The following is a 16715-nucleotide window of genomic DNA, read 5'->3' as shown; positions in this document are numbered from 1 at the left end:
TGCCATGCCCCCGTCGTAGGAGCCAGCTTGCTGGCGAAGAGGCCCTCAAGCCCTGCATCGCCCTCGCGGACGCCTTCGCTGGCAAGCCAGCTCCTACAAGGCTCAAACGCAATACGCCCCCCCGTAGGAGCCAGCTTGCTGGCGAATAGGCCCTCAAGCCCTGCATCGCCCTCACGGACGCCTTCGCTGGCCAGCCAGCTCCTACGCGAAGGGAGGAGGGGTCAGCCCTGCCATTTGCCGCCTTCGACAATCACGCTCTCAGGCTTGGTGTCGTCGCTCAGCTCTTTGCGCACGTACTGGTCATACAGCTTGAGCAGGTACTTCTCTTCGCCCAGCTTGGCCAGTTCGGCATTCACCCAGTCCCGCAGTTCGATGTTGCCCTTCTTCACCGCCGGGGCAATCGGCGCCTGCTCGCCCAGAGTCTGCGGCAGTACACGGTAGCCCGGGTTCTGCTTGGACCAGCTGAACAGAATCAGGTTGTCCTGGGCGTAGGCATCGCCACGGCCATTGGCCAGGGCTTGCAGGGACTCGGTGTTCTTCTCGAACTTGAGCAGTTTCCAGTCCGGGTGGTTCTGGGTCAGCCAGATGTCCGCAGTGGTGCCGGTGGTGACGATGGTGGTGCGGCTCGCCAGGTCATCCAGGCTCTTCACCACGCTGCCTTCAGGCACCAGGGCCTGTACCGCCACCTTGAGGTTGGGGTTGGTGAATTCCACCGCTTCCTTGCGCTCCGGGGTCACGGTCATGTTGGCCAGGATCAGGTCGACCTTGTCGCTCTGCAGGAAGGGAATGCGGCTGGCCGGTTCCACGGCGACGAATTCGACTTTGTTCTCGTCCCCCAGCAGGTCCTTGGCCAGTCGCCGGCCGATGTCGGTATCAAAACCCACATAGCGCCCGGTTTCATCGACGAAACCGAACGGCGGCTTGTCGGTGAATACACCGACGATCAGCTTGTCCCGGGCCTTGATCTTGTCCAGGTAGCCGGCCGCCGGCGCGGCGCTGGCAGCGGTGGCCGCAGGCTTGGGTGCCTCGGCGGATTTATCGCAGCCGGCCAGCAGGGCCAGACCGAACAGCGGCAGTAACAACAGCGAAGACTTGGCAGTTTTCATAAGAGCTCCAGTTCCTTTTTAGGGGCTTTCTTGGGCAGTGCTTCAACGAAGGAGAACTTCTCCAGGAACTGCTGCGCGCGTGCGCTCTGCGGGTTCGTGAAGAAAGCCTCGGGGGTGTTCTGTTCCACGATGCGCCCGCCATCCATGAACACGATGCGGTCGGCCACGGCCCGGGCGAAGGCCATTTCATGGGTGACGATCAACAGGGTCATGCCGTCCCGGGCCAGGCCCTGGATCACCTGCAGCACTTCCTTGACCATCTCCGGATCAAGGGCCGCGGTGACCTCATCGAACAGCATCACCTGGGGGTTCATGCACAACGAGCGGACGATGGCGATGCGTTGCTGCTGGCCGCCGGACAACTGCCGGGGAAAGGCTTCGCGCTTGTCCAGCAGGCCCACCCGCTCCAGCAGCGTTTCGGCCTGGGCCCGGGCTTCGCGGGGCTCGCGCTTTTGCACCTTGAGCGGCCCGAGGAGGATGTTGTCCAGCACATTCATGTGGGGGAACAGGTGGTAACTCTGGAACACCATGCCGATCTGCTGGCGCACCAGACGCCAGTCAGTGCCGGGGCTGAGCAGCTCGCGCCCGGCGAAACGCAGGTGGCCGCTGTGGGCGGTTTCCAGGCCGTTGAGGCAGCGCAGCAGGGTGCTCTTGCCGCAGCCGCTGGGGCCGAGGATGACGATCACCTCCCCTGCGGCCACGCTGAGGTCGACCTCCTTGAGCACCTGCTGCGGGCCAAAGAATTTGTTGAAACCCTGGAACTCGATCAATGCGCTCATGCTTGCGTCCAGCGCCGTTCCAGCACGCGAGAGGCGGCCGACAACGGGTAGCAGATAAAGAAGAAAAACAGGAACAGAACGCCGTAGATCAGCACCGATTCGTAGGTGCGCTCGATGATCTGCTGGCCAACCTTGATCACGTCCACCACGCCGATCAGCACCGCCAGGGAACTGGTCTTGATGATTCGCGTGTAGACGTTGATGGTCGGCGGCGTCATGCGTTTCAGCGCCTGGGGCAGCAATACGTAGCCGTACAACTGGACACCGGAAAGACCGATGGACAGGCCCGCTTCACGCTGGCCCCGGGGCAGGGATTGCAGGGCCCCGCGCACCACCTCGCCGACTTCGCTGGCGCCCCACAGCGACAGCACCAGCACCGCGCAGGTGAAGCTGGGAATGCTGATGCCGAAGAAGATCGGAAAGCCGAAGAACAGCAGGTACAGCCAGACCAGCACCGGGATCGCCCGGAACAGCTCCAGGTAGATCCGCAGCGGCACGTCCAGCACCTTGCGTTGCAGGCTGCGCAGCACACCGTAGAGCACCCCGCCCAGGGTGCTGAAGGCAATGCTCAGCAGGGAAATCGACAAGGTCTGCGCAGCGCCCCGGGCCAGTTGCGGCAAGGACACCAGCAGTAACTCAAGACCCGAACTGGCCATGTTGCAGCCTCCTTTCCAGACGGCTGAGCAACAGCGACAACGGCAGGAACAACAGCACGCAGATCAGCGTCAGCACCGCGAGCATTTCGTAGGTCTTGTAGTACAGGGCGATGTAGCTCTTGGTGGTGTAGAGAATTTCCGGCACCGCCACCGCCGAGACCACGGTGGTTTCCTTGAGCAGGAAAATGAAATTGGCGAACAGCGACGGCAGGCTGAGAATCCCGGCCTGGGGCAGGATCACGTAGCGCAGCAACTGCCACTGCGACAGGCCAATGGAGCGCCCCGATTCCAACTGCGCCTGGGGTACGGCTTCCACGCCGGCCCGCAGCACTTCGGTGAGGTAGGCACCGCCGAGAAACGTCATGGTGATGATCGCCGCGGTGAAGCCGGAGACCTTGATTCCCAGGGCCGGCAAGGCGAAGTAGACGAAGAACAGCTGGATCAGCAGCGGTGTATTACGCGCCAGCTCCACGTACAGGCCTATCAGCCGGTGCAGATAAGGGGTGCGAAACACCAGAAGCGTGGCGTTGATCAGGGCCACCAGCAAGGAAGTGCCGATGGCGATCAAGCCGACCTGCAGGGTCACCCCCACGGCCTTGAGAAAGGCCGGCAAGGTGCTGAGGATAAAAGCGTAATCGAGGGTCATTGAAAGTCCTGGACGCCGCTGGGGTACAGCGGCGGTGGTGCAGTCCATGGGGCGATGGGTAACCGCCCGGCTGCGGCAACTTTATAGCTATAAAAAAAGATTTTAAATACCGTTAAAGCATATTGATATCACCCAAAAACCTAACCCGCGGATTTGCCGGGCTGGCGCAGGGCTACTACCTTTTCTACCGGGTCGAACGGAGCTTTCGCGCCCACACCCCACCACTGGACGCTGAACCTCTCAAGGACGACCGTCATGGCCGATGCAAAGACCCCGCAACCGCTGGACCCCCACGAATTGATGAAATGGCTGACGGCGTTGCGCCGAGCCACCCAAGCCACCGCCAAGAGCGCTCCGCTGTAGCAGTTTGCTTGTGCAGGAGCAGGCTTGTGTAGGAGCTGGCTTGCCAGCGAAGGCGCCCGTAAGAGCGATACAAATCTCGAAGGCCTCTTCGCCGGCAAGCCGGCTCCTACGGGAGTTGAGTGATGGCGTCCAAAAAGCGCTGCATCCCCCAAGCGCGCCTCGCCAGGCTTCTACGACTTTCGCGGGCGCAATAAAAAACGCCGACGCTGTGATAGCCGTCGGCGTTCAAACCTTGAAGGGGTTTGTCGCGTCAGTAGCCTAGTTCATCAGAACGCCGGCAGTACTGCACCGCTGTATTTCTTCTCGATAAAGGCTTTGACCTCTGGGCTGGTCAGGGCCTTGGCCAGCTTCTGGATGGCCGGGCTGTTCTTGTTGTCCGGACGGGCCACCAGGTAGTTCACGTAAGGCGAATCGGAACCTTCGATGATCAGCGCATCCTTCGCCGGGTTCAGACCGGCTTCCAGGGCGTAGTTGGTGTTGATCATGTCCAGGTCAACCTGATCCAGGACCCGTGGCAGCATGGCCGACTCAAGCTCCTTGAACTTGAAGTTGTGCGGGTTCTTGGCGATGTCCTTCGGCGTGGACACGGCGTTCTTCGGGTCCTTGAGCTCGATCAGACCGGCCTTCTGCAGCAGGATCAGGGCGCGGCCGCTGTTGCTGCCTTCGTTGGGAATGGCAATGGTGGCGCCATCTTTCAGCTCGGCCAGGGACTTGACCTTCTTCGAGTAGCCGCCGAAAGGTTCGACGTGCACACCGATCACGGTTTCCAGGTGGGTGCCCTTGCCTTCGTTGAAGCTCTTCAGGTACGGCAGGGTCTGGAAGTAGTTGGCGTCCAGACGCTTCTGATCGACCTGCACGTTGGGTTGCACGTAGTCGGTGAAGACTTTGATTTCCAGGTCCACGCCTTCCTTGGCCAGGGTTGGCTTGATCAGCTCGAGAATCTCGGCGTGGGGCACCGGGGTCGCGGCTACGACCAGCTTCTCGCCGGCCTGGGCAATACCTGCGCTCAGGGCTGCCGCCAGTGCGGTGAACAACAGAACTTTTTTCATGCAAGGTCCTTAGGTGTCGGAATCGACGACGGCTTCAAATAAGGTGCTTATCAAGGTGCCAGTGATGTGCCACTGCTGGCGTGGAGCGGACAATACCGAGATTTTTTATTCCCGAACAATATCTTTTGTTCACGTTCATATTCCATTTTGTTCATACAGCATCCCAGCGCTCTGGCCTGCGATTTCCCGCCTGTCGGACCAACCTTTCGTAGGAGCCGGCCGGGCGGCGCTGCGCTTGCCGGCGAACAGGCCCTCAGCCTTGCATCGCCCTTGCGCACGCCTTCGCTGGCAAGCCAGCTCCTACGGTGGCCGGGGTTTCAGGTCAGGGCGGTGCGTTGCAGCAACAGGTGCAGCGCCTGGCGCTCGGCAGCGGATCCGCTGTCGCCGATCTGCCGCAGCAGCTGCTCGATCTGCTCCAGCGGCGAAGGCGTCGGTGGCAGGTTGAGATGCTCCGGCAGGATCTCCTCGCCACCACTGACCAGCAGCGCAAAGTGAATAACGTTTTCCAGCTCCCGGGTATTGCCCGGCCAGCTGTGGCGTTCCAAAGCTTGCTGCGCAGTTTCGCTGATCAGCGGCACCGGCAGGTCCAGGCGCTGGCTGTAGATCCCCAGGAAGTACTCGGCCAGGGATTCGATATCCCCGACCCGCTCGCGCAGCGCTGGCAATTCCAGCTGGCCCTCGCTGAGGTAGCGGTACAGGCGCTCATGAAACTTGCCCGCCGCCACCGCCTGGGCCAGGTCGATGCTGGTGGCCGCCACCAGGCGCACATCCACCGGGCTCGGTTGCTGGGCGCCGACCCTGGTCACTTCGTGGTTCTCCAGGGCTGCCAGCAGCTTGGTCTGGATCGGCAGCGGCAAGTCGCCGATCTCGTCCAGGTACAGGGTTCCGCCATTGGCCGAACCGAACCAGCCGGCACGGCTGCTGGCAGAACCGCTGAAACTGCCGGCGGCATAGCCGAACAGTTCGGCGTCGGCGTAGGTGGGGCTGATGGCTCCGCAGTTGACCGAGACGAACAACCCGCCGCGATCACTGGCACGGTGGATATGCCGGGCCAGCAGCTCCTTGCCGGTCCCGGTTTCACCACGGATCAGCACCGAGATCGCCCGGGGCGCCAGTTGCTCCAGCTCTTCACGCAGTTGCCGCGAACGCGGATCGACGAACACCAGCGCCTTGGCGCGGATGCTCAGGGGGCTTTTTTCCGCATCGGGAAAGGTCAGCAGCGGCTGACCGAAAGGGGTGTGAGGACTCATGGCAGACTCCCGCCCAAAACCGCCTGAGGACGGGGGCGTTTAAACAAGAAAAAGACGGTCAGGCACGACGCAGGGCGTGTTGTTCCATGCGGTTCTGCAGGCGATAGAGATAGGCGAATCCCTGCTCCCAGCGCTGGTGGCCGGACTTGACGTTGATATGCCCGGCTCCCGCCAGAATCCCGGCTTCGGCGCCCCAGTCGCGGGCCAGCTCCAAGGCACGCGGCGCACTGACGGCGCTGTCGTTGTCCGAGCTCACCACCTGGCTGGGGAACGGCAACAGGTCCCGAGGGATAGGCGCGAAATTGCGCAGGGCCGGCGCACAGGCCGGGCGCTCGACATCCGCCGGCGCCACCAACAGCGCACCGCGTACCTGGCGCAGCGCCGCTACGGGCGCGCGAGCCGCCCAGTGAGCCACGGTGATGCAACCCAGGCTGTGGGCAATCAGGATCACCGGCGTGTCGTCGATGGCGATGGCTTCCGCCAGGGCCGCTACCCAGTCTTCGCGACGCGGCGTCAGCCAATCGGCCTGCTCCACCCGCGCACTGTTGGGCAGGCTGTTCTGCCAATGGGTTTGCCAATGATCTTCTGGCGATCCTTGCCAGCCCGGCACAATCAAGTAGCGAATGGATTCGTTGCGCATGGGGAACTCTCCTGCTGCGTGTCTGTTCCCGGACGAGTATAGGGAGGGGATTTATATTCGTTAAGGAATAAGAAGCTATTTATTAATACCTTAAATGAATATGAAAATCCCTTCGCCCTCCGCAGGAGCCGACGCGATTTCGCTGGCGGTCTTGTAGGAGCCGGCTTGCCGGCGAAGAGGCCCCTCAAGCCTTGCGCCGCTCTCAAGGACGCCTTCGCTGGCAAGCCAGCTCCTGCAGCTGGCGCGATTTCGGTGGTGTTCTTGCCGGCGAAGGGGCCAACGGGAGGGCATGTCGGTGGGGGGCTTTGCAGGTGGGTTTTCGTCAGGCAAAAAAAAGGCCGCACCCTGCCAAGGAGACGGCCTGAAAAGTCGTGGCTTTGTTGCTCGGTTTCAGCGCGCGGTAATCACCGACAGCTTGGTGATGCCCGCACGCTCGATGGACGCCATGGCCCGGGCCACTTCCCCGTAGTTGACGCCATCGTCGGCCTGCAGTTGGACCCGCACTTGCGGGTCCTTGAGCTTGGCCGCTTGCAAATTGGTTTCCAGCAGATCCGGCTGGATCTCGTCCTTGTTGATAAAGAGTTTGCCGGCGCCGTCGATGCTCACCACCAGCGGGTCCTTCTGCTCCACCGGGGCCACGGCCTCGGTCTTGGGCAGGTTGATGGGAATGGCGTTGGTCAGCAGCGGCGCGGTGACGATGAACACCACCAGCAGTACCAGCATCACGTCCACCAGCGGGGTGACGTTGATCTCGCTCAGCACCTCATCGCTGTCTTGGGTGGAGAAGGCCATATCAGGACGCCTCCTTCACTTTCTGTTGACTGCCCTGGGCCGCAGCCTTGTGCACGCTCGGGTGGATCAGCACACGGAACGAGTTCTTCTGCGCCAGGCTGTAGAAGTCGTGGGCAAAGTCATCCAGGTCCGCAGCCGTGAGCTTCAGGCGCCGCAGGAAGTAGTTGTAAACCAGCACCGCCGGCACCGCGACGGCGATCCCCACGCCGGTGGCCACCAGGGCCGCGCCGATCGGCCCGGCCACGGTTTCCAGGCTGGCAGAGCCCGCCGCGCTGATGCCTTTCAAGGCTTCCATGATCCCCCACACGGTGCCGAACAGACCGATAAAGGGCGAGGTGCTACCGATACTGGCGACCACCGCCAAGCCGGTTTCCAGGGAGCGGCGCTCACGCACGATCTGCTGGCGCAGGGCGCGTTCGAGACGGTCCTGATGGTTGATCGCCTGGCTCAGGTCCGCGGCATGGGGCGCTTCGCCGACCTGGATCGCCGCATAGCCGGCCTGGGCCACGCGGGCCGCCGCGCCGGGCTGGGTTTCACTCAGGGAGGCGGCGGAGTCGAGGCTGGACGCCGCCCAGAACTGATTGTGGAACTTGCGATCCTGGGACTTGAGGCGGGCGAACTGCACGCCCTTGACCAGGGCCAGGCCCCAGGTGGCGACGGAGAAGACCACCAACAGCCAGATCACCGCGCTTTCGATGGATTCCAGTGGAGATGCCAGTAACGTCATGATGTGTTCCCTCTGTGTAAGCGTTTAGCGCGCGTTATTTGATCGGCCTTGCGGCTCAATGAATCTTGAAATCGATGGGTACGCTGACCCAGCCGTCTTGGGCCACATCGCCCTGCTTGGCCGGGACGAAACTCCAGCGCTTGACCGCAGCCAGGGCCGCATCGTCGAGTTGCTGGCGACCGCTGCTCTTCTGAATCTGGATCTCTCCGGGCTTGCCGCTGGCCAGCACATGCACCCGCAGCAGCACCGTGCCTTCCCAACCCCGGCGCTGAGCCAGTGACGGGTACTCCGGCGCCGGGTTCTTCAGGTACGCGGCGCTGGCGGAAGCCGGGGTCACGGGAGCCGGGGCCGGTGGCGCGGGCGCTGCCGGGGCGGCTACTGGCGCCGCAGGTTGCGGCGCCGCCGGGGTCTGCTGCACCGGCTTGGGCGCCGGTTTCGGCTCGGGCTTGGGTACCGGTTTGGGCTTGGGTTTAGGCACCGGCTTGGGCGGTGGCGGCTTGACCGCCAGCTCGTCCTCCACCGGAGGCGGCGGCTCCACCACTGGTTGTACCGGCACAGGCGGAGGCGGCTCCACCACGGGCGGTGCCGGGTGCGAAAATTCGATGGTCATGGGCGGAATTTCCGGCGGCACGATGGGCAGCACCGGGGTCGGTTTCTGGCTCAGCCAGTAGATCACTGCACCGTGCAATACCAGAGCCGCGACGCCCAGAAGAATCGCCTCACGACGACGCAATACCCCCTTGGGCGTCCGTTGCAGACGTAATTGGCCCAGCGGCGAGCGGTGAGGCCGGCCGAGGTCGACCAACTCGCCGCTCGGTGCCTGGCGCCACAGCACCTCGTGTGCACTGGCGGCGGTCTGGACATTGCCCATGGATTCACTCCCTACGATCTTTTGAAAAACCCGGCACCGGCGTTTGAACAACCCCCACGCAACGGTGCCGCGGGTCAATGATCAGTGCCCCACGCTTATCTCTTAAAGTAATCTTTCAAGTTATAGATAGATCGAAACGGAATATTGGACTCACCAGAAACAGCCCAGGCCCCGTGATTCAAGGGCTGTAGCCAAGAGGAAAAAACGTCATGCCTTGCAGGCATTGAAAATATTCCCGCAAAGCATCGAAACAGGCCTGTTAGTGCAGAAAACAATAGAACTCCATTGCACTCGCAACTCACTTCAGTGGCCATGCACTTAATAAACTTTACAAGCGCACACGACAAAGCCGCTGAAATAGCCCGCGGCCCTATATAAGGCAGCGCGTATTCAGCGGCTGTTTGTTATCGAACGTGTTATTGCTTGACGAACTCGCCGCTCAGGCCGACCACATCGCCACTGAAGTTGCTGCGGGCACCGGAGGCACGCAACCGGGAATAGTTGTGATCGGGAGAGAACAGTGCCCAGGCCTGGTAGCCGTAGCCATCGTTGTAGCCAGATACATTGATGATGGTCGGCTGCCCGGTGCTGTTCTGGAAGTGGTAATGCCCGGCGACGCTGTACTTGACCCCGGCCTGGGTCAACTCACCGCTGAACGAACCGTTGGAGTCGTTGCCGTCGGTCACGACCAGACGGGCGTCAGCGTTGGAGTTTACATAGGTTCCATTGATGCTCGACATAATGCGGGTTTCCTTATGCGATTGAATGTTTCGTCCAATGAAGCAAGTTCCTCCCGGAACTCACAAACCCAGCATGGTCGACGTTTATAACTCTGTCCAAAACAAACTTGAGCAATAACTAATTAAATAGCTATAGCCTGCAATCGGCTCTCTATAAGTTATGACCGAAACTAAAGCATTTATAACTTCCCCGTGTTTTAAACTTGCGGCTTGACGCTGGCCACTGCTCGCAACTGCTCCTGTAATGCCTTGCCGGCCCGACTCAAGCCGCTGCCGGCGTACAACGCCAGGCGCACGCCCTGGATATCCGGCAAACCGCTGTCGGCGTCGAGAATCCGATGCCCCTTGCCCAGCACCCGCACCGGCAGCAGGCTGATGCCCAGGCCCGCCGCCACCGCCGAGCAGACACTGGCCAGGCTGGCGCTGGAATAGGCGATGCGCCAGGGCCAGCCGCCGACTTCCAGGTGGTGGAGCATTTCCTGGCGATACAGGCCACCCACCGGAAACGCCACCAATGGCAGCGGATCACGGCCAAAGGCCGGCTGGCGCAGGCTGTCGACCCAGCACAGCGGCTCGGGCCAGGAGTCCAGGCAGTCGTCGCTGTGGCCCATCTGCTTGACCAGCAGCAGGTCGAACTCGCCACGGCGGAACTGGCGCAGCAATTCCGGTCCCAGACCACTGGTGACCTCCAGGCGCACCGCCGGATAGTCGCGACCAAAGCGCGAGAGCATCGGCATCAGGCGCTCGGCGGCGAAGTCTTCCGGCACCCCCAGGCGCAGCACTTCCTCGCCGCGCTGGTTGATCAAGACATCACTGGCCTCCTCATGCAGAGCCAGGATGCGCCGGGCATAGGCCAGCAGGCGCTCGCCCTCCACCGTGGCCACCACCCGGCGCTGATCGCGGTCAAGCAACTGGCAGCCCAGACTCTCCTCCAGGCGCCGCACCTGCTGGCTCACGGTGGACTGGGTCAAGTGCAGGCGCTCGGCCGCGCGGGTGAAGTTCTGGCAGTCGGCAACCGCCACAAAACTGCGCAGCAACACGGGATCGAACATTGCTCACCACCATCCTGATAGCCACTGATTGGCATGATTATATTTAATTTCAGAATACTAACGAGCTTCACCATACTCCCCTTTCATCAGCAGGAACGGGAGGTTCCCATGCAGCTCAAGCTGTCCTTCAAACGCGGCCTGATGGCCATGGGTCTGCTAACGGCGGGGGTGGTCATGGCCAGCGACAACTCGCTGCTGGATGCAGTACACAAGGGTCGGTTAGAGCAAGTGCAGCAACTGATCCAGCAAGGCGTAGCCCTCGACGATCGTGGCCTGGACGGCAGCAGCCCGCTGCTGGTGGCCACCCGGGATAACCGTATCGAGATCGCCCGGGCGCTGATCGAGGCCGGGGCCGACGTCAACCGCAAGAACCTGATCCAGGACAGCCCCTACCTGCTGGCCGGCGCCAGCGGTCACAACGAAATCCTCAAGCTGACCCTGGCCCATGGCGCCGACCTCAAGAGCACCAACCGCTACGGCGGCACCGCCCTGATCCCGGCCTGCGAACGCGGCCATGTGGAAACCGTACGTCTGCTGATCAAAGCCGGCGTCGACCTGAACCACGTCAACCACCTGGGCTGGACCTGCCTGATGGAAGCCATCGTGCTGTCCGACGGCGGCCCGCCACACCAGCAGATCGTCGCCCAACTGATTGCCGCTGGCGCCGACCTGAACCTGCCGGACCGCGCCGGCCTCAGCCCGCTGCAACAGGCCGAACGCCGTGGCCAGCGCGCCATTGCCAAGCTGCTGCGCGATGCCGGCGCTGCCTGAAGCCCCCTTTTTAGGAACCTTGCATGCACGACGATCAACACTACCTGCAACGGGCCGTTGAACTGGCCCGGCACAATGTCGAACAGGGCGGCCGTCCGTTCGGCGCACTACTGGTGCGCAACGGCCGGGTGCTGGCCGAAGCGGTGAATGAAATCCACCTCAGCCAGGACCCCACCGCCCACGCTGAAATGCTGGCGATCCGCAGCGCCAGCCGGCAACTGGGTCCGCGCCTGGACGACTGCGTGATCTACGCCAGCGGCCAGCCCTGCCCCATGTGCCTGGCCGCCATGTACCTGTGCGGCGTCTCCCGCGCGGTGTTCGCCGCCAGCAATGAACAGGCGCAACCGTTCGGCCTCTCTACCGCAGCCATCTACCAAGAGCTGAGCCAGCCCCTTGAGGCACAGCGCCTGCCGATGCTGCACCTGCCCCAGGCGGCAATGGCCGCCCTCTACCAGGACTGGCAGGAGCGCCATGCAGCGAACTGAATCGATATTCAAGACCCTCGCCGGCTGGGCGCTGCTGGTGTGCCTGGGCCTGAACCTGCGGCCGATCCTCAGCTCGGTCAGCCCATTGCTCAACGAAATTCGCGGCGCCACCGGCATGAGCTTCCAGAGCAGCGCCTGGCTCACCAGCCTGCCAGTGATTTGCATGGGCCTGGTGGCCCTGCTGGGCGTGCGAATCGAAGCCCGCCTCGGCGAACGCGGCGGTGTGTCCCTGGGTTTGCTGCTGGTGTTGCTGGCCTGCCTGGTGCGGCTGTTCTTCGGCCAGGCCGCGGCCTTGCTCGCCACCGCCCTGCTCGGCGGCGCCGGAGTGGCCTTGATCCAGGCCCTGGTGCCGGCGCTGATCAAGCGCCAATTTCAACAGCGCGTGGCCCTGGCCATGGGCGTCTACTCGGCCTCGCTGATGGGCGGTGGCGGCATTGCCGCCCTGCTCAGCCCGCAGGTGGCCAGCCACTTCGCCAACTGGCAAGTGGGGCTTGGCATCTGGCTACTGCCGGCCCTGGCCGCGCTGCTGCTGTGGCTGTGCCTGCCACTGGGAGCCGGGCGCCGCACAGGCGCCGTAGCGCCGACCATCAAGCTCTGGGGCAACCGTCGCGCCTGGCTGCTGGCGCTGTATTTTGGCCTGGTGAACTGCGGCTACATGAGCATGGTGGCCTGGCTGCCGGCCTACTACCTGCAACTGGGCTGGAGCGCCACCCAAAGCGGCTCGTTGCTGGCCTTCATGACCCTGTTCCAAGTGACCGCCGCGCTGCTGATGCCGGCCCTGGCCCAACGCAGCGTCGACCGCCGACCGCTGCTGGGCATCAGCCTCGCGGCCCAGGCCGTGGGCTTTCTCGGGTTGCTGCTGTGGCCCTTGCAGAGCCCACACCTGTGGGTAGCCTTGATCGGCTTCGGCCTCGGAGCGTGCTTTGCCCTGAGCCTGATCCTGACCCTGGATCACCGCCGTGATCCCCGGGAAGCCGGACAACTGGCGGCCTTCGTCCAGGGCGTGGGCTTTCTGATCAACGCCATCTCACCGTGGCTGAGCGGCTGGCTGCGGCAAGTCACCGGCAGCTTTGTCAGCGCCTGGTGGGTGCTGATCGTCGGCGTACTGGCGATGCTGCTGTTGACGCGAATCTTCAGCCCGGCCAGTTATCAGGCCTGTGTCCAGCTCGACACAGCGCCACAACCGGCCTGACAGCGGTCCTCAAACCAGCCGCCTGCCAGCGCAGCAGGTGGCTTTCTTTATGTCTCCACAGCACCACTATCCTTTTCAACCGGCTAAGATCGGCCGCCGACGCCACTCACCCCAACTGGCACAGACTCAACTCAGGACACTGGAGAAGCGATGGACGCTGCAACGATCGGCCGCTGGGTAAACAGCCTCGGGCTCAGCCATGCAGAACTGGTCGCCCGGGGAGAGCGTATCAAGCCCCCGACGGACAAGATCTACGACGAATTCGAATGGCTGACCGTGACCGTCGAGCCCGGCCTGATGCTGGACTTCTGGGAAGACAGCCTGGCCCTGGAAAAGGTACTGATCGAGCTCATGCCCCTTGAAGAGGGGCGCTCGTTCTACAGCGGCGAACTGCCCGCCCCGTTCTCACGCAGCATGACCCGCGCCGACATTCGCGAGCTGTTGGGCACGCCCCTGCGCTCGGGGGAACGCAGGCCATCAGCCGATGGGCAACGCACGCTCAACGCCTGGGAGAGCTACCGCCTGCCGGAGCCTCTGCATCCCAGTGCGCGGGTTGGATTCGTCTATAGCGCCGACATGCAGATCAAGGTCCTGTCGTTTGACTTACTGGAACCCCATCGCGACTGACCCGCCGCCCCATCTTCAGGCCGGCCGGCAGGCCGCCGTCAGATTTTGATCTTGATCTTCTTGCCCCCTTAGACACGATGGCCGAACGCAGGCATTGAGCCGTGGGTAACCCGGCAGGACGCCGGGTTAGCCGCCCCAGGCCATGGATGGCCTGTGGCGGCGGCCCACGGATCAATGCCGGAGAGAGGGCACGCCGAGCCTAGGCGAGGCGCCGAGTGGAGGGGCAAAGCCCTTTGGTTACTTTGGGGCCCCAAAGTGACTCGCCGTAAGGGCGAAACCGCCAGCCGCCACACCCGCAGCAACGGATATGTACACCCATAACACCGCAACCTCAGATTTTACGGTCGCTACGCGCCGGGACGCCGGCCGCCCGGGCGGGAGCAAGCTCCCTCGCCACATCATCATTCCAAGCTATAGCCCCAAGGCATTCACAAAGAAATAAATTATTGTAATTCGATAATTACTTATCAATAATTCACCACCCCCCAAGTTTTGCAAGGAATGACGCATGAACCCCCAAATAAATGGCTCAGCCCAATACCGCTTACGACGGGTCGGCCTGCTGGCCGCGATCCTGGCCTGGGTCATGGGCGTGGTGGAGCTTGGCGGCAACGCCGGACTCTGGATCTACAGCAAAGACCAGGTCCTGAGCGCCCTGCTCAGCGTATTCGCCGACCACTCGCCACGCCTGCTGGAAGCCGACTTCAAACTCTCGTCCGCAAGTTTCACCCTGCTGGTGATCCTCGACTTCCTGCCCCTGCTGCTGTCGAGCTTCGCCCTCTGGCTGACCGGGGTGTTCTTCCTGCGCCTGTCCCGCGGCGAAACCTGGAGCGATCGCAACATCCGCATCCTCTGGCGCGTGGGCATGCTGTGGATCGTCGCCCCGGCCACTTTCCCCATGGTGGAAACCCTGCAAGGCCTGGCCCTGTCCATCGACCTGCCAGCGGGCCAGCGGATTCTGCAGATTTCTGCTGGTTTCTCGTCCTACGCGGCCTACGAGGTGGTCAAAGGAATCTTGCTCTGCTCATTTTCCATTATCATGCGCGACGCCAAAGTCCTCAGTGATGAGCACAGTCACTACATATAGAACAATGAGATGACCATTATCGTTCGGCTTGACGTTGTCATGGCTAAAAACAAGATTCGCTCGAAAGAGTTGGCCGCCATCCTGGGCATTACCGAGGCCAATCTGTCGTTGCTGAAAAATGGCAAGGTCAAGGGGATGAAAATCGAGACCCTGGACAAACTCTGCGCCGCACTCGACTGCCAACCCGGCGACTTGCTGGAATACCAGGCGAGCGAGCCCGCGTAACCCCCCCGCGTTTGTTTGATCCGAGTCCCGATCGTTAAAGCCTTATCCATTCATCACGTTGCACGTTGGCTTATTCATGACTCGTTACCTGCTCTGCCCGCTGTTTCTGTTCGTCCTGCTTTTGACCGGCTGCGCCAACAAACTCGAAGTGGCCATCGACGCCACCCCGGCCCAAGACTACTACTTCGATCCAAAGGCTCCGGTGCTGGTGACCGTCAACAGCGCCAAGGAGGCCCAGGGCCTCAAAGCCAGCTACTACCTGCGCGACATGGTCGCCGCCCTTCATGGCATGGGATTTACGCAGGTGTATACCGAATCGTCGCTGCCGAAAAACCACCCGCCGTTTCGCATGAACATTGCCCTTGATGTGGGCAGTAAAAAGACCAGCTATCGCTACACCGCCACCGACTACGGCCAGGTGCCCAGCAGCACTAAAACCACGTGCATGCCCGGCAAGCACCAACAGACCGTGTGCACCAGCACCCCAACGATGTCCTACCGCGCTATCGGCTCCTCGGAACGCACCGGCTACACCACCCTTTCGACCTTCAACATCCAGGCCAAGGACGAGCAGAGCCGGCGCACGGTATTCCTGCTGCGGGCCTCGTCCTACAACGAGGACTGCCAGGACGCCAAGGTCGAGGATTTCCTGGTGCAGGAGAGCCTGGACAACCTGGACTTGCGCAACCGGGTGCAGCGCAAATACACCGTCACCCTGCCCGAAGGCCACAGCTGCAACTAAGCGCCTACCACCCACCGGGCGACACGCCTACAATCGCCCCTCGACGCCCGCCCGATCCCCCATCGGGCGGGCGCGGCCCCTCAACGACAAGGCGTATGTCGAGCATGACCCTGGATTGGAATGCCTGGGAAATAGAACCCGGATCGGCGGTGGACGAACAACTGATCGCCCAGGTGCAGCAACGCCTCGGCGTCGAATTCCCGCCGCTGTATCTGCAGTTGGTGCAGTACGCCGCGGCCGCCACGCCGGGGATCGGCACCTTCCCCTATGGCAACGGCTACGCCTGCCTCAGCGAGTTCTTCGATTTCAGCCTGAACAACCAACCCTGGACCCTGCTCTGGTACGCCAGCCCCGGCCGTGTGCCGGGGCTGGCCGCAGGTTGCCTGCCGATTGCCCGGGACGCTGGCGGTCTGCTGATCTGCCTGGACTTCAACAGCCCGGGCGTAGCGGTAGAAATCTTCGACCCCGAGAGCGCCGGCCGCTACCCGGTGGCTGCCGACTTCCAGGCCTTTGTCGAGCTGTGGCAAGCATGAATACACCGCGTAAATGGATAGTCGTGCCCACCAGCAAAGACGCCCAACAGCGCCTGGATCTGGACCAGTGCCTGCCGGGCGACCTGGAGGAGCTGGCGCTGTCCGCAGCACAGTGGACGACCCTGTCGCGCAGCGACCTGCTACCGAACTTGAACCGCGCCCTGGACACTCTGATCGACGACTACGAAGACGCCTCGATCCAGGGTCAGGCCGCCCTGGCCACGGCGTTGTCGATCCTTACCCAGACCGCGACGGCGGAGGATGAACTTATCCACAAGCTCATCGCCCTGAATCGACTGGCCCTGGAACGGGACACCGGCCTGTTCTTCTACTTCTGAGGTCCTCCCCAGAGCGGCTCCCGCAGCTCATTTGTGGCCAGGGC

General features: G+C 62.5%; 21 protein-coding genes. 9 read left to right on the top strand and 12 right to left on the bottom strand.

Annotation, left to right across the window (positions count from 1 at the left end; translation table 11 throughout):
* Positions 1-221 precede the first annotated feature (221 nt).
* From ACSSVC_RS04920 to ACSSVC_RS04865, 12 genes are all read right to left on the bottom strand, one after another.
* Positions 222-1106, bottom strand: a complete 885-nt coding sequence (locus ACSSVC_RS04920; protein ID WP_346634087.1) for a transporter substrate-binding domain-containing protein — start codon at positions 1104-1106, stop codon at positions 222-224.
* A complete protein-coding gene (locus ACSSVC_RS04915; RefSeq protein WP_253166916.1) occupies positions 1103-1885 on the bottom strand; it encodes an amino acid ABC transporter ATP-binding protein in 783 nt (260 codons plus the stop codon). Before ACSSVC_RS04915 ends, ACSSVC_RS04920 begins: the two co-directional genes overlap by 4 nt.
* Complete coding sequence (locus tag ACSSVC_RS04910) at positions 1882-2541, bottom strand: amino acid ABC transporter permease (protein ID WP_346634086.1); 660 nt, start codon at positions 2539-2541, stop codon at positions 1882-1884. The genes ACSSVC_RS04915 and ACSSVC_RS04910 overlap by 4 nt, the downstream gene beginning before the upstream one ends.
* Positions 2522-3187 carry an amino acid ABC transporter permease gene (locus tag ACSSVC_RS04905; protein WP_011058611.1) on the bottom strand — a complete coding sequence of 222 codons (666 nt, stop codon included), beginning with the start codon at positions 3185-3187 and terminating at the stop codon, positions 2522-2524. Before ACSSVC_RS04905 ends, ACSSVC_RS04910 begins: the two co-directional genes overlap by 20 nt.
* A gap of 629 nt (positions 3188-3816) precedes the next feature.
* Positions 3817-4599 carry a MetQ/NlpA family ABC transporter substrate-binding protein gene (locus tag ACSSVC_RS04900; protein WP_346634085.1) on the bottom strand — a complete coding sequence of 261 codons (783 nt, stop codon included), beginning with the start codon at positions 4597-4599 and terminating at the stop codon, positions 3817-3819.
* Positions 4600-4916: 317 nt separating this feature from the next.
* Entirely contained in the window at positions 4917-5849 is a 933-nt protein-coding gene (locus tag ACSSVC_RS04895; RefSeq protein WP_346634084.1) for a sigma 54-interacting transcriptional regulator, read from the bottom strand.
* A 58-nt stretch (positions 5850-5907) separates the two neighbouring features.
* The gene (locus ACSSVC_RS04890) at positions 5908-6489 is read right to left on the bottom strand and encodes an alpha/beta hydrolase (RefSeq protein ID WP_253166919.1); all 582 of its coding nucleotides are present in this window, start codon (positions 6487-6489) and stop codon (positions 5908-5910) included.
* 390 nt (positions 6490-6879) lie between these two features.
* Entirely contained in the window at positions 6880-7281 is a 402-nt protein-coding gene (locus tag ACSSVC_RS04885) for an ExbD/TolR family protein (RefSeq protein ID WP_346634083.1), read from the bottom strand.
* Position 7282: 1 nt separating this feature from the next.
* On the bottom strand, positions 7283-8008 hold the full coding sequence (locus ACSSVC_RS04880) for a MotA/TolQ/ExbB proton channel family protein (protein WP_123725356.1): 726 nt from the start codon (positions 8006-8008) through the stop codon (positions 7283-7285).
* A gap of 55 nt (positions 8009-8063) precedes the next feature.
* Positions 8064-8879: an energy transducer TonB gene (locus tag ACSSVC_RS04875; protein WP_265531645.1), complete on the bottom strand. Its 816-nt coding sequence runs from the start codon at positions 8877-8879 to the stop codon at positions 8064-8066.
* 416 nt (positions 8880-9295) lie between these two features.
* Positions 9296-9619: a hypothetical protein gene (locus tag ACSSVC_RS04870; protein ID WP_016963092.1), complete on the bottom strand. Its 324-nt coding sequence runs from the start codon at positions 9617-9619 to the stop codon at positions 9296-9298.
* Positions 9620-9816: 197 nt separating this feature from the next.
* Positions 9817-10671 (bottom strand): LysR substrate-binding domain-containing protein, encoded by an 855-nt coding sequence (locus ACSSVC_RS04865; RefSeq protein WP_346634082.1) that lies wholly within the window; start codon positions 10669-10671, stop codon positions 9817-9819.
* Positions 10672-10779: 108 nt separating this feature from the next.
* Here ACSSVC_RS04865 and ACSSVC_RS04860 point away from each other — a divergent pair, with 108 nt between their 5' ends.
* The 9 genes from ACSSVC_RS04860 to ACSSVC_RS04820 all read left to right on the top strand — a co-directional run bounded on the left by ACSSVC_RS04860 (position 10780) and on the right by ACSSVC_RS04820 (position 16671).
* A complete protein-coding gene (locus ACSSVC_RS04860; RefSeq protein WP_492612039.1) occupies positions 10780-11442 on the top strand; it encodes an ankyrin repeat domain-containing protein in 663 nt (220 codons plus the stop codon).
* A gap of 23 nt (positions 11443-11465) precedes the next feature.
* Positions 11466-11927: a nucleoside deaminase gene (locus tag ACSSVC_RS04855; protein ID WP_346634080.1), complete on the top strand. Its 462-nt coding sequence runs from the start codon at positions 11466-11468 to the stop codon at positions 11925-11927.
* Positions 11914-13119: a CynX/NimT family MFS transporter gene (locus ACSSVC_RS04850; protein WP_492612038.1), complete on the top strand. Its 1206-nt coding sequence runs from the start codon at positions 11914-11916 to the stop codon at positions 13117-13119. Before ACSSVC_RS04855 ends, ACSSVC_RS04850 begins: the two co-directional genes overlap by 14 nt.
* Before the next feature lie 150 nt (positions 13120-13269).
* Positions 13270-13746: a DUF6392 family protein gene (locus tag ACSSVC_RS04845; protein WP_346634078.1), complete on the top strand. Its 477-nt coding sequence runs from the start codon at positions 13270-13272 to the stop codon at positions 13744-13746.
* A gap of 508 nt (positions 13747-14254) precedes the next feature.
* A complete protein-coding gene (locus tag ACSSVC_RS04840; protein WP_123725363.1) occupies positions 14255-14833 on the top strand; it encodes a hypothetical protein in 579 nt (192 codons plus the stop codon).
* A gap of 9 nt (positions 14834-14842) precedes the next feature.
* Positions 14843-15058, top strand: coding sequence for a helix-turn-helix domain-containing protein (locus ACSSVC_RS04835; protein ID WP_016963103.1), 216 nt, complete (start codon positions 14843-14845; stop codon positions 15056-15058).
* Positions 15059-15134: 76 nt separating this feature from the next.
* Entirely contained in the window at positions 15135-15800 is a 666-nt protein-coding gene (locus ACSSVC_RS04830) for a hypothetical protein (protein WP_492612037.1), read from the top strand.
* Between the two features lie 95 nt (positions 15801-15895).
* On the top strand, positions 15896-16333 hold the full coding sequence (locus ACSSVC_RS04825; protein ID WP_404938031.1) for an SMI1/KNR4 family protein: 438 nt from the start codon (positions 15896-15898) through the stop codon (positions 16331-16333).
* Entirely contained in the window at positions 16330-16671 is a 342-nt protein-coding gene (locus tag ACSSVC_RS04820; protein WP_492612036.1) for a hypothetical protein, read from the top strand. The genes ACSSVC_RS04825 and ACSSVC_RS04820 overlap by 4 nt, the downstream gene beginning before the upstream one ends.
* Positions 16672-16715 lie beyond the last annotated feature (44 nt).

Source organism: Pseudomonas sp. E1BtOHC1 (assembly GCF_058744285.1).
The sequence above is the reverse complement of the archived record's forward strand: the minus strand, read 5'-3'. Positions and strand labels throughout refer to the sequence as shown.

Bases quoted from the DNA above. Each gene is read 5' to 3' on its own strand.
- ACSSVC_RS04915 (WP_253166916.1), bottom strand. From the start codon at position 1,885: ATGAGCGCATTGATCGAGTTCCAGGGTTTCAACAAATTCTTTGGCCCG.
- ACSSVC_RS04890 (WP_253166919.1), bottom strand. From the start codon at position 6,489: ATGCGCAACGAATCCATTCGCTACTTGATTGTGCCGGGCTGGCAAGGA.
- ACSSVC_RS04870 (WP_016963092.1), bottom strand. From the start codon at position 9,619: ATGTCGAGCATCAATGGAACCTATGTAAACTCCAACGCTGACGCCCGT.
- ACSSVC_RS04920 (WP_346634087.1), bottom strand. From the start codon at position 1,106: ATGAAAACTGCCAAGTCTTCGCTGTTGTTACTGCCGCTGTTCGGTCTG.
- ACSSVC_RS04830 (WP_492612037.1), top strand. From the start codon at position 15,135: ATGACTCGTTACCTGCTCTGCCCGCTGTTTCTGTTCGTCCTGCTTTTG.
- ACSSVC_RS04840 (WP_123725363.1), top strand. From the start codon at position 14,255: ATGAACCCCCAAATAAATGGCTCAGCCCAATACCGCTTACGACGGGTC.
- ACSSVC_RS04845 (WP_346634078.1), top strand. From the start codon at position 13,270: ATGGACGCTGCAACGATCGGCCGCTGGGTAAACAGCCTCGGGCTCAGC.
- ACSSVC_RS04850 (WP_492612038.1), top strand. From the start codon at position 11,914: ATGCAGCGAACTGAATCGATATTCAAGACCCTCGCCGGCTGGGCGCTG.
- ACSSVC_RS04860 (WP_492612039.1), top strand. From the start codon at position 10,780: ATGCAGCTCAAGCTGTCCTTCAAACGCGGCCTGATGGCCATGGGTCTG.
- ACSSVC_RS04880 (WP_123725356.1), bottom strand. From the start codon at position 8,008: ATGACGTTACTGGCATCTCCACTGGAATCCATCGAAAGCGCGGTGATC.
- ACSSVC_RS04855 (WP_346634080.1), top strand. From the start codon at position 11,466: ATGCACGACGATCAACACTACCTGCAACGGGCCGTTGAACTGGCCCGG.
- ACSSVC_RS04885 (WP_346634083.1), bottom strand. From the start codon at position 7,281: ATGGCCTTCTCCACCCAAGACAGCGATGAGGTGCTGAGCGAGATCAAC.
- ACSSVC_RS04835 (WP_016963103.1), top strand. From the start codon at position 14,843: ATGACCATTATCGTTCGGCTTGACGTTGTCATGGCTAAAAACAAGATT.
- ACSSVC_RS04875 (WP_265531645.1), bottom strand. From the start codon at position 8,879: ATGGGCAATGTCCAGACCGCCGCCAGTGCACACGAGGTGCTGTGGCGC.
- ACSSVC_RS04905 (WP_011058611.1), bottom strand. From the start codon at position 3,187: ATGACCCTCGATTACGCTTTTATCCTCAGCACCTTGCCGGCCTTTCTC.
- ACSSVC_RS04895 (WP_346634084.1), bottom strand. From the start codon at position 5,849: ATGAGTCCTCACACCCCTTTCGGTCAGCCGCTGCTGACCTTTCCCGAT.
- ACSSVC_RS04820 (WP_492612036.1), top strand. From the start codon at position 16,330: ATGAATACACCGCGTAAATGGATAGTCGTGCCCACCAGCAAAGACGCC.
- ACSSVC_RS04900 (WP_346634085.1), bottom strand. From the start codon at position 4,599: ATGAAAAAAGTTCTGTTGTTCACCGCACTGGCGGCAGCCCTGAGCGCA.
- ACSSVC_RS04910 (WP_346634086.1), bottom strand. From the start codon at position 2,541: ATGGCCAGTTCGGGTCTTGAGTTACTGCTGGTGTCCTTGCCGCAACTG.
- ACSSVC_RS04865 (WP_346634082.1), bottom strand. From the start codon at position 10,671: ATGTTCGATCCCGTGTTGCTGCGCAGTTTTGTGGCGGTTGCCGACTGC.
- ACSSVC_RS04825 (WP_404938031.1), top strand. From the start codon at position 15,896: ATGTCGAGCATGACCCTGGATTGGAATGCCTGGGAAATAGAACCCGGA.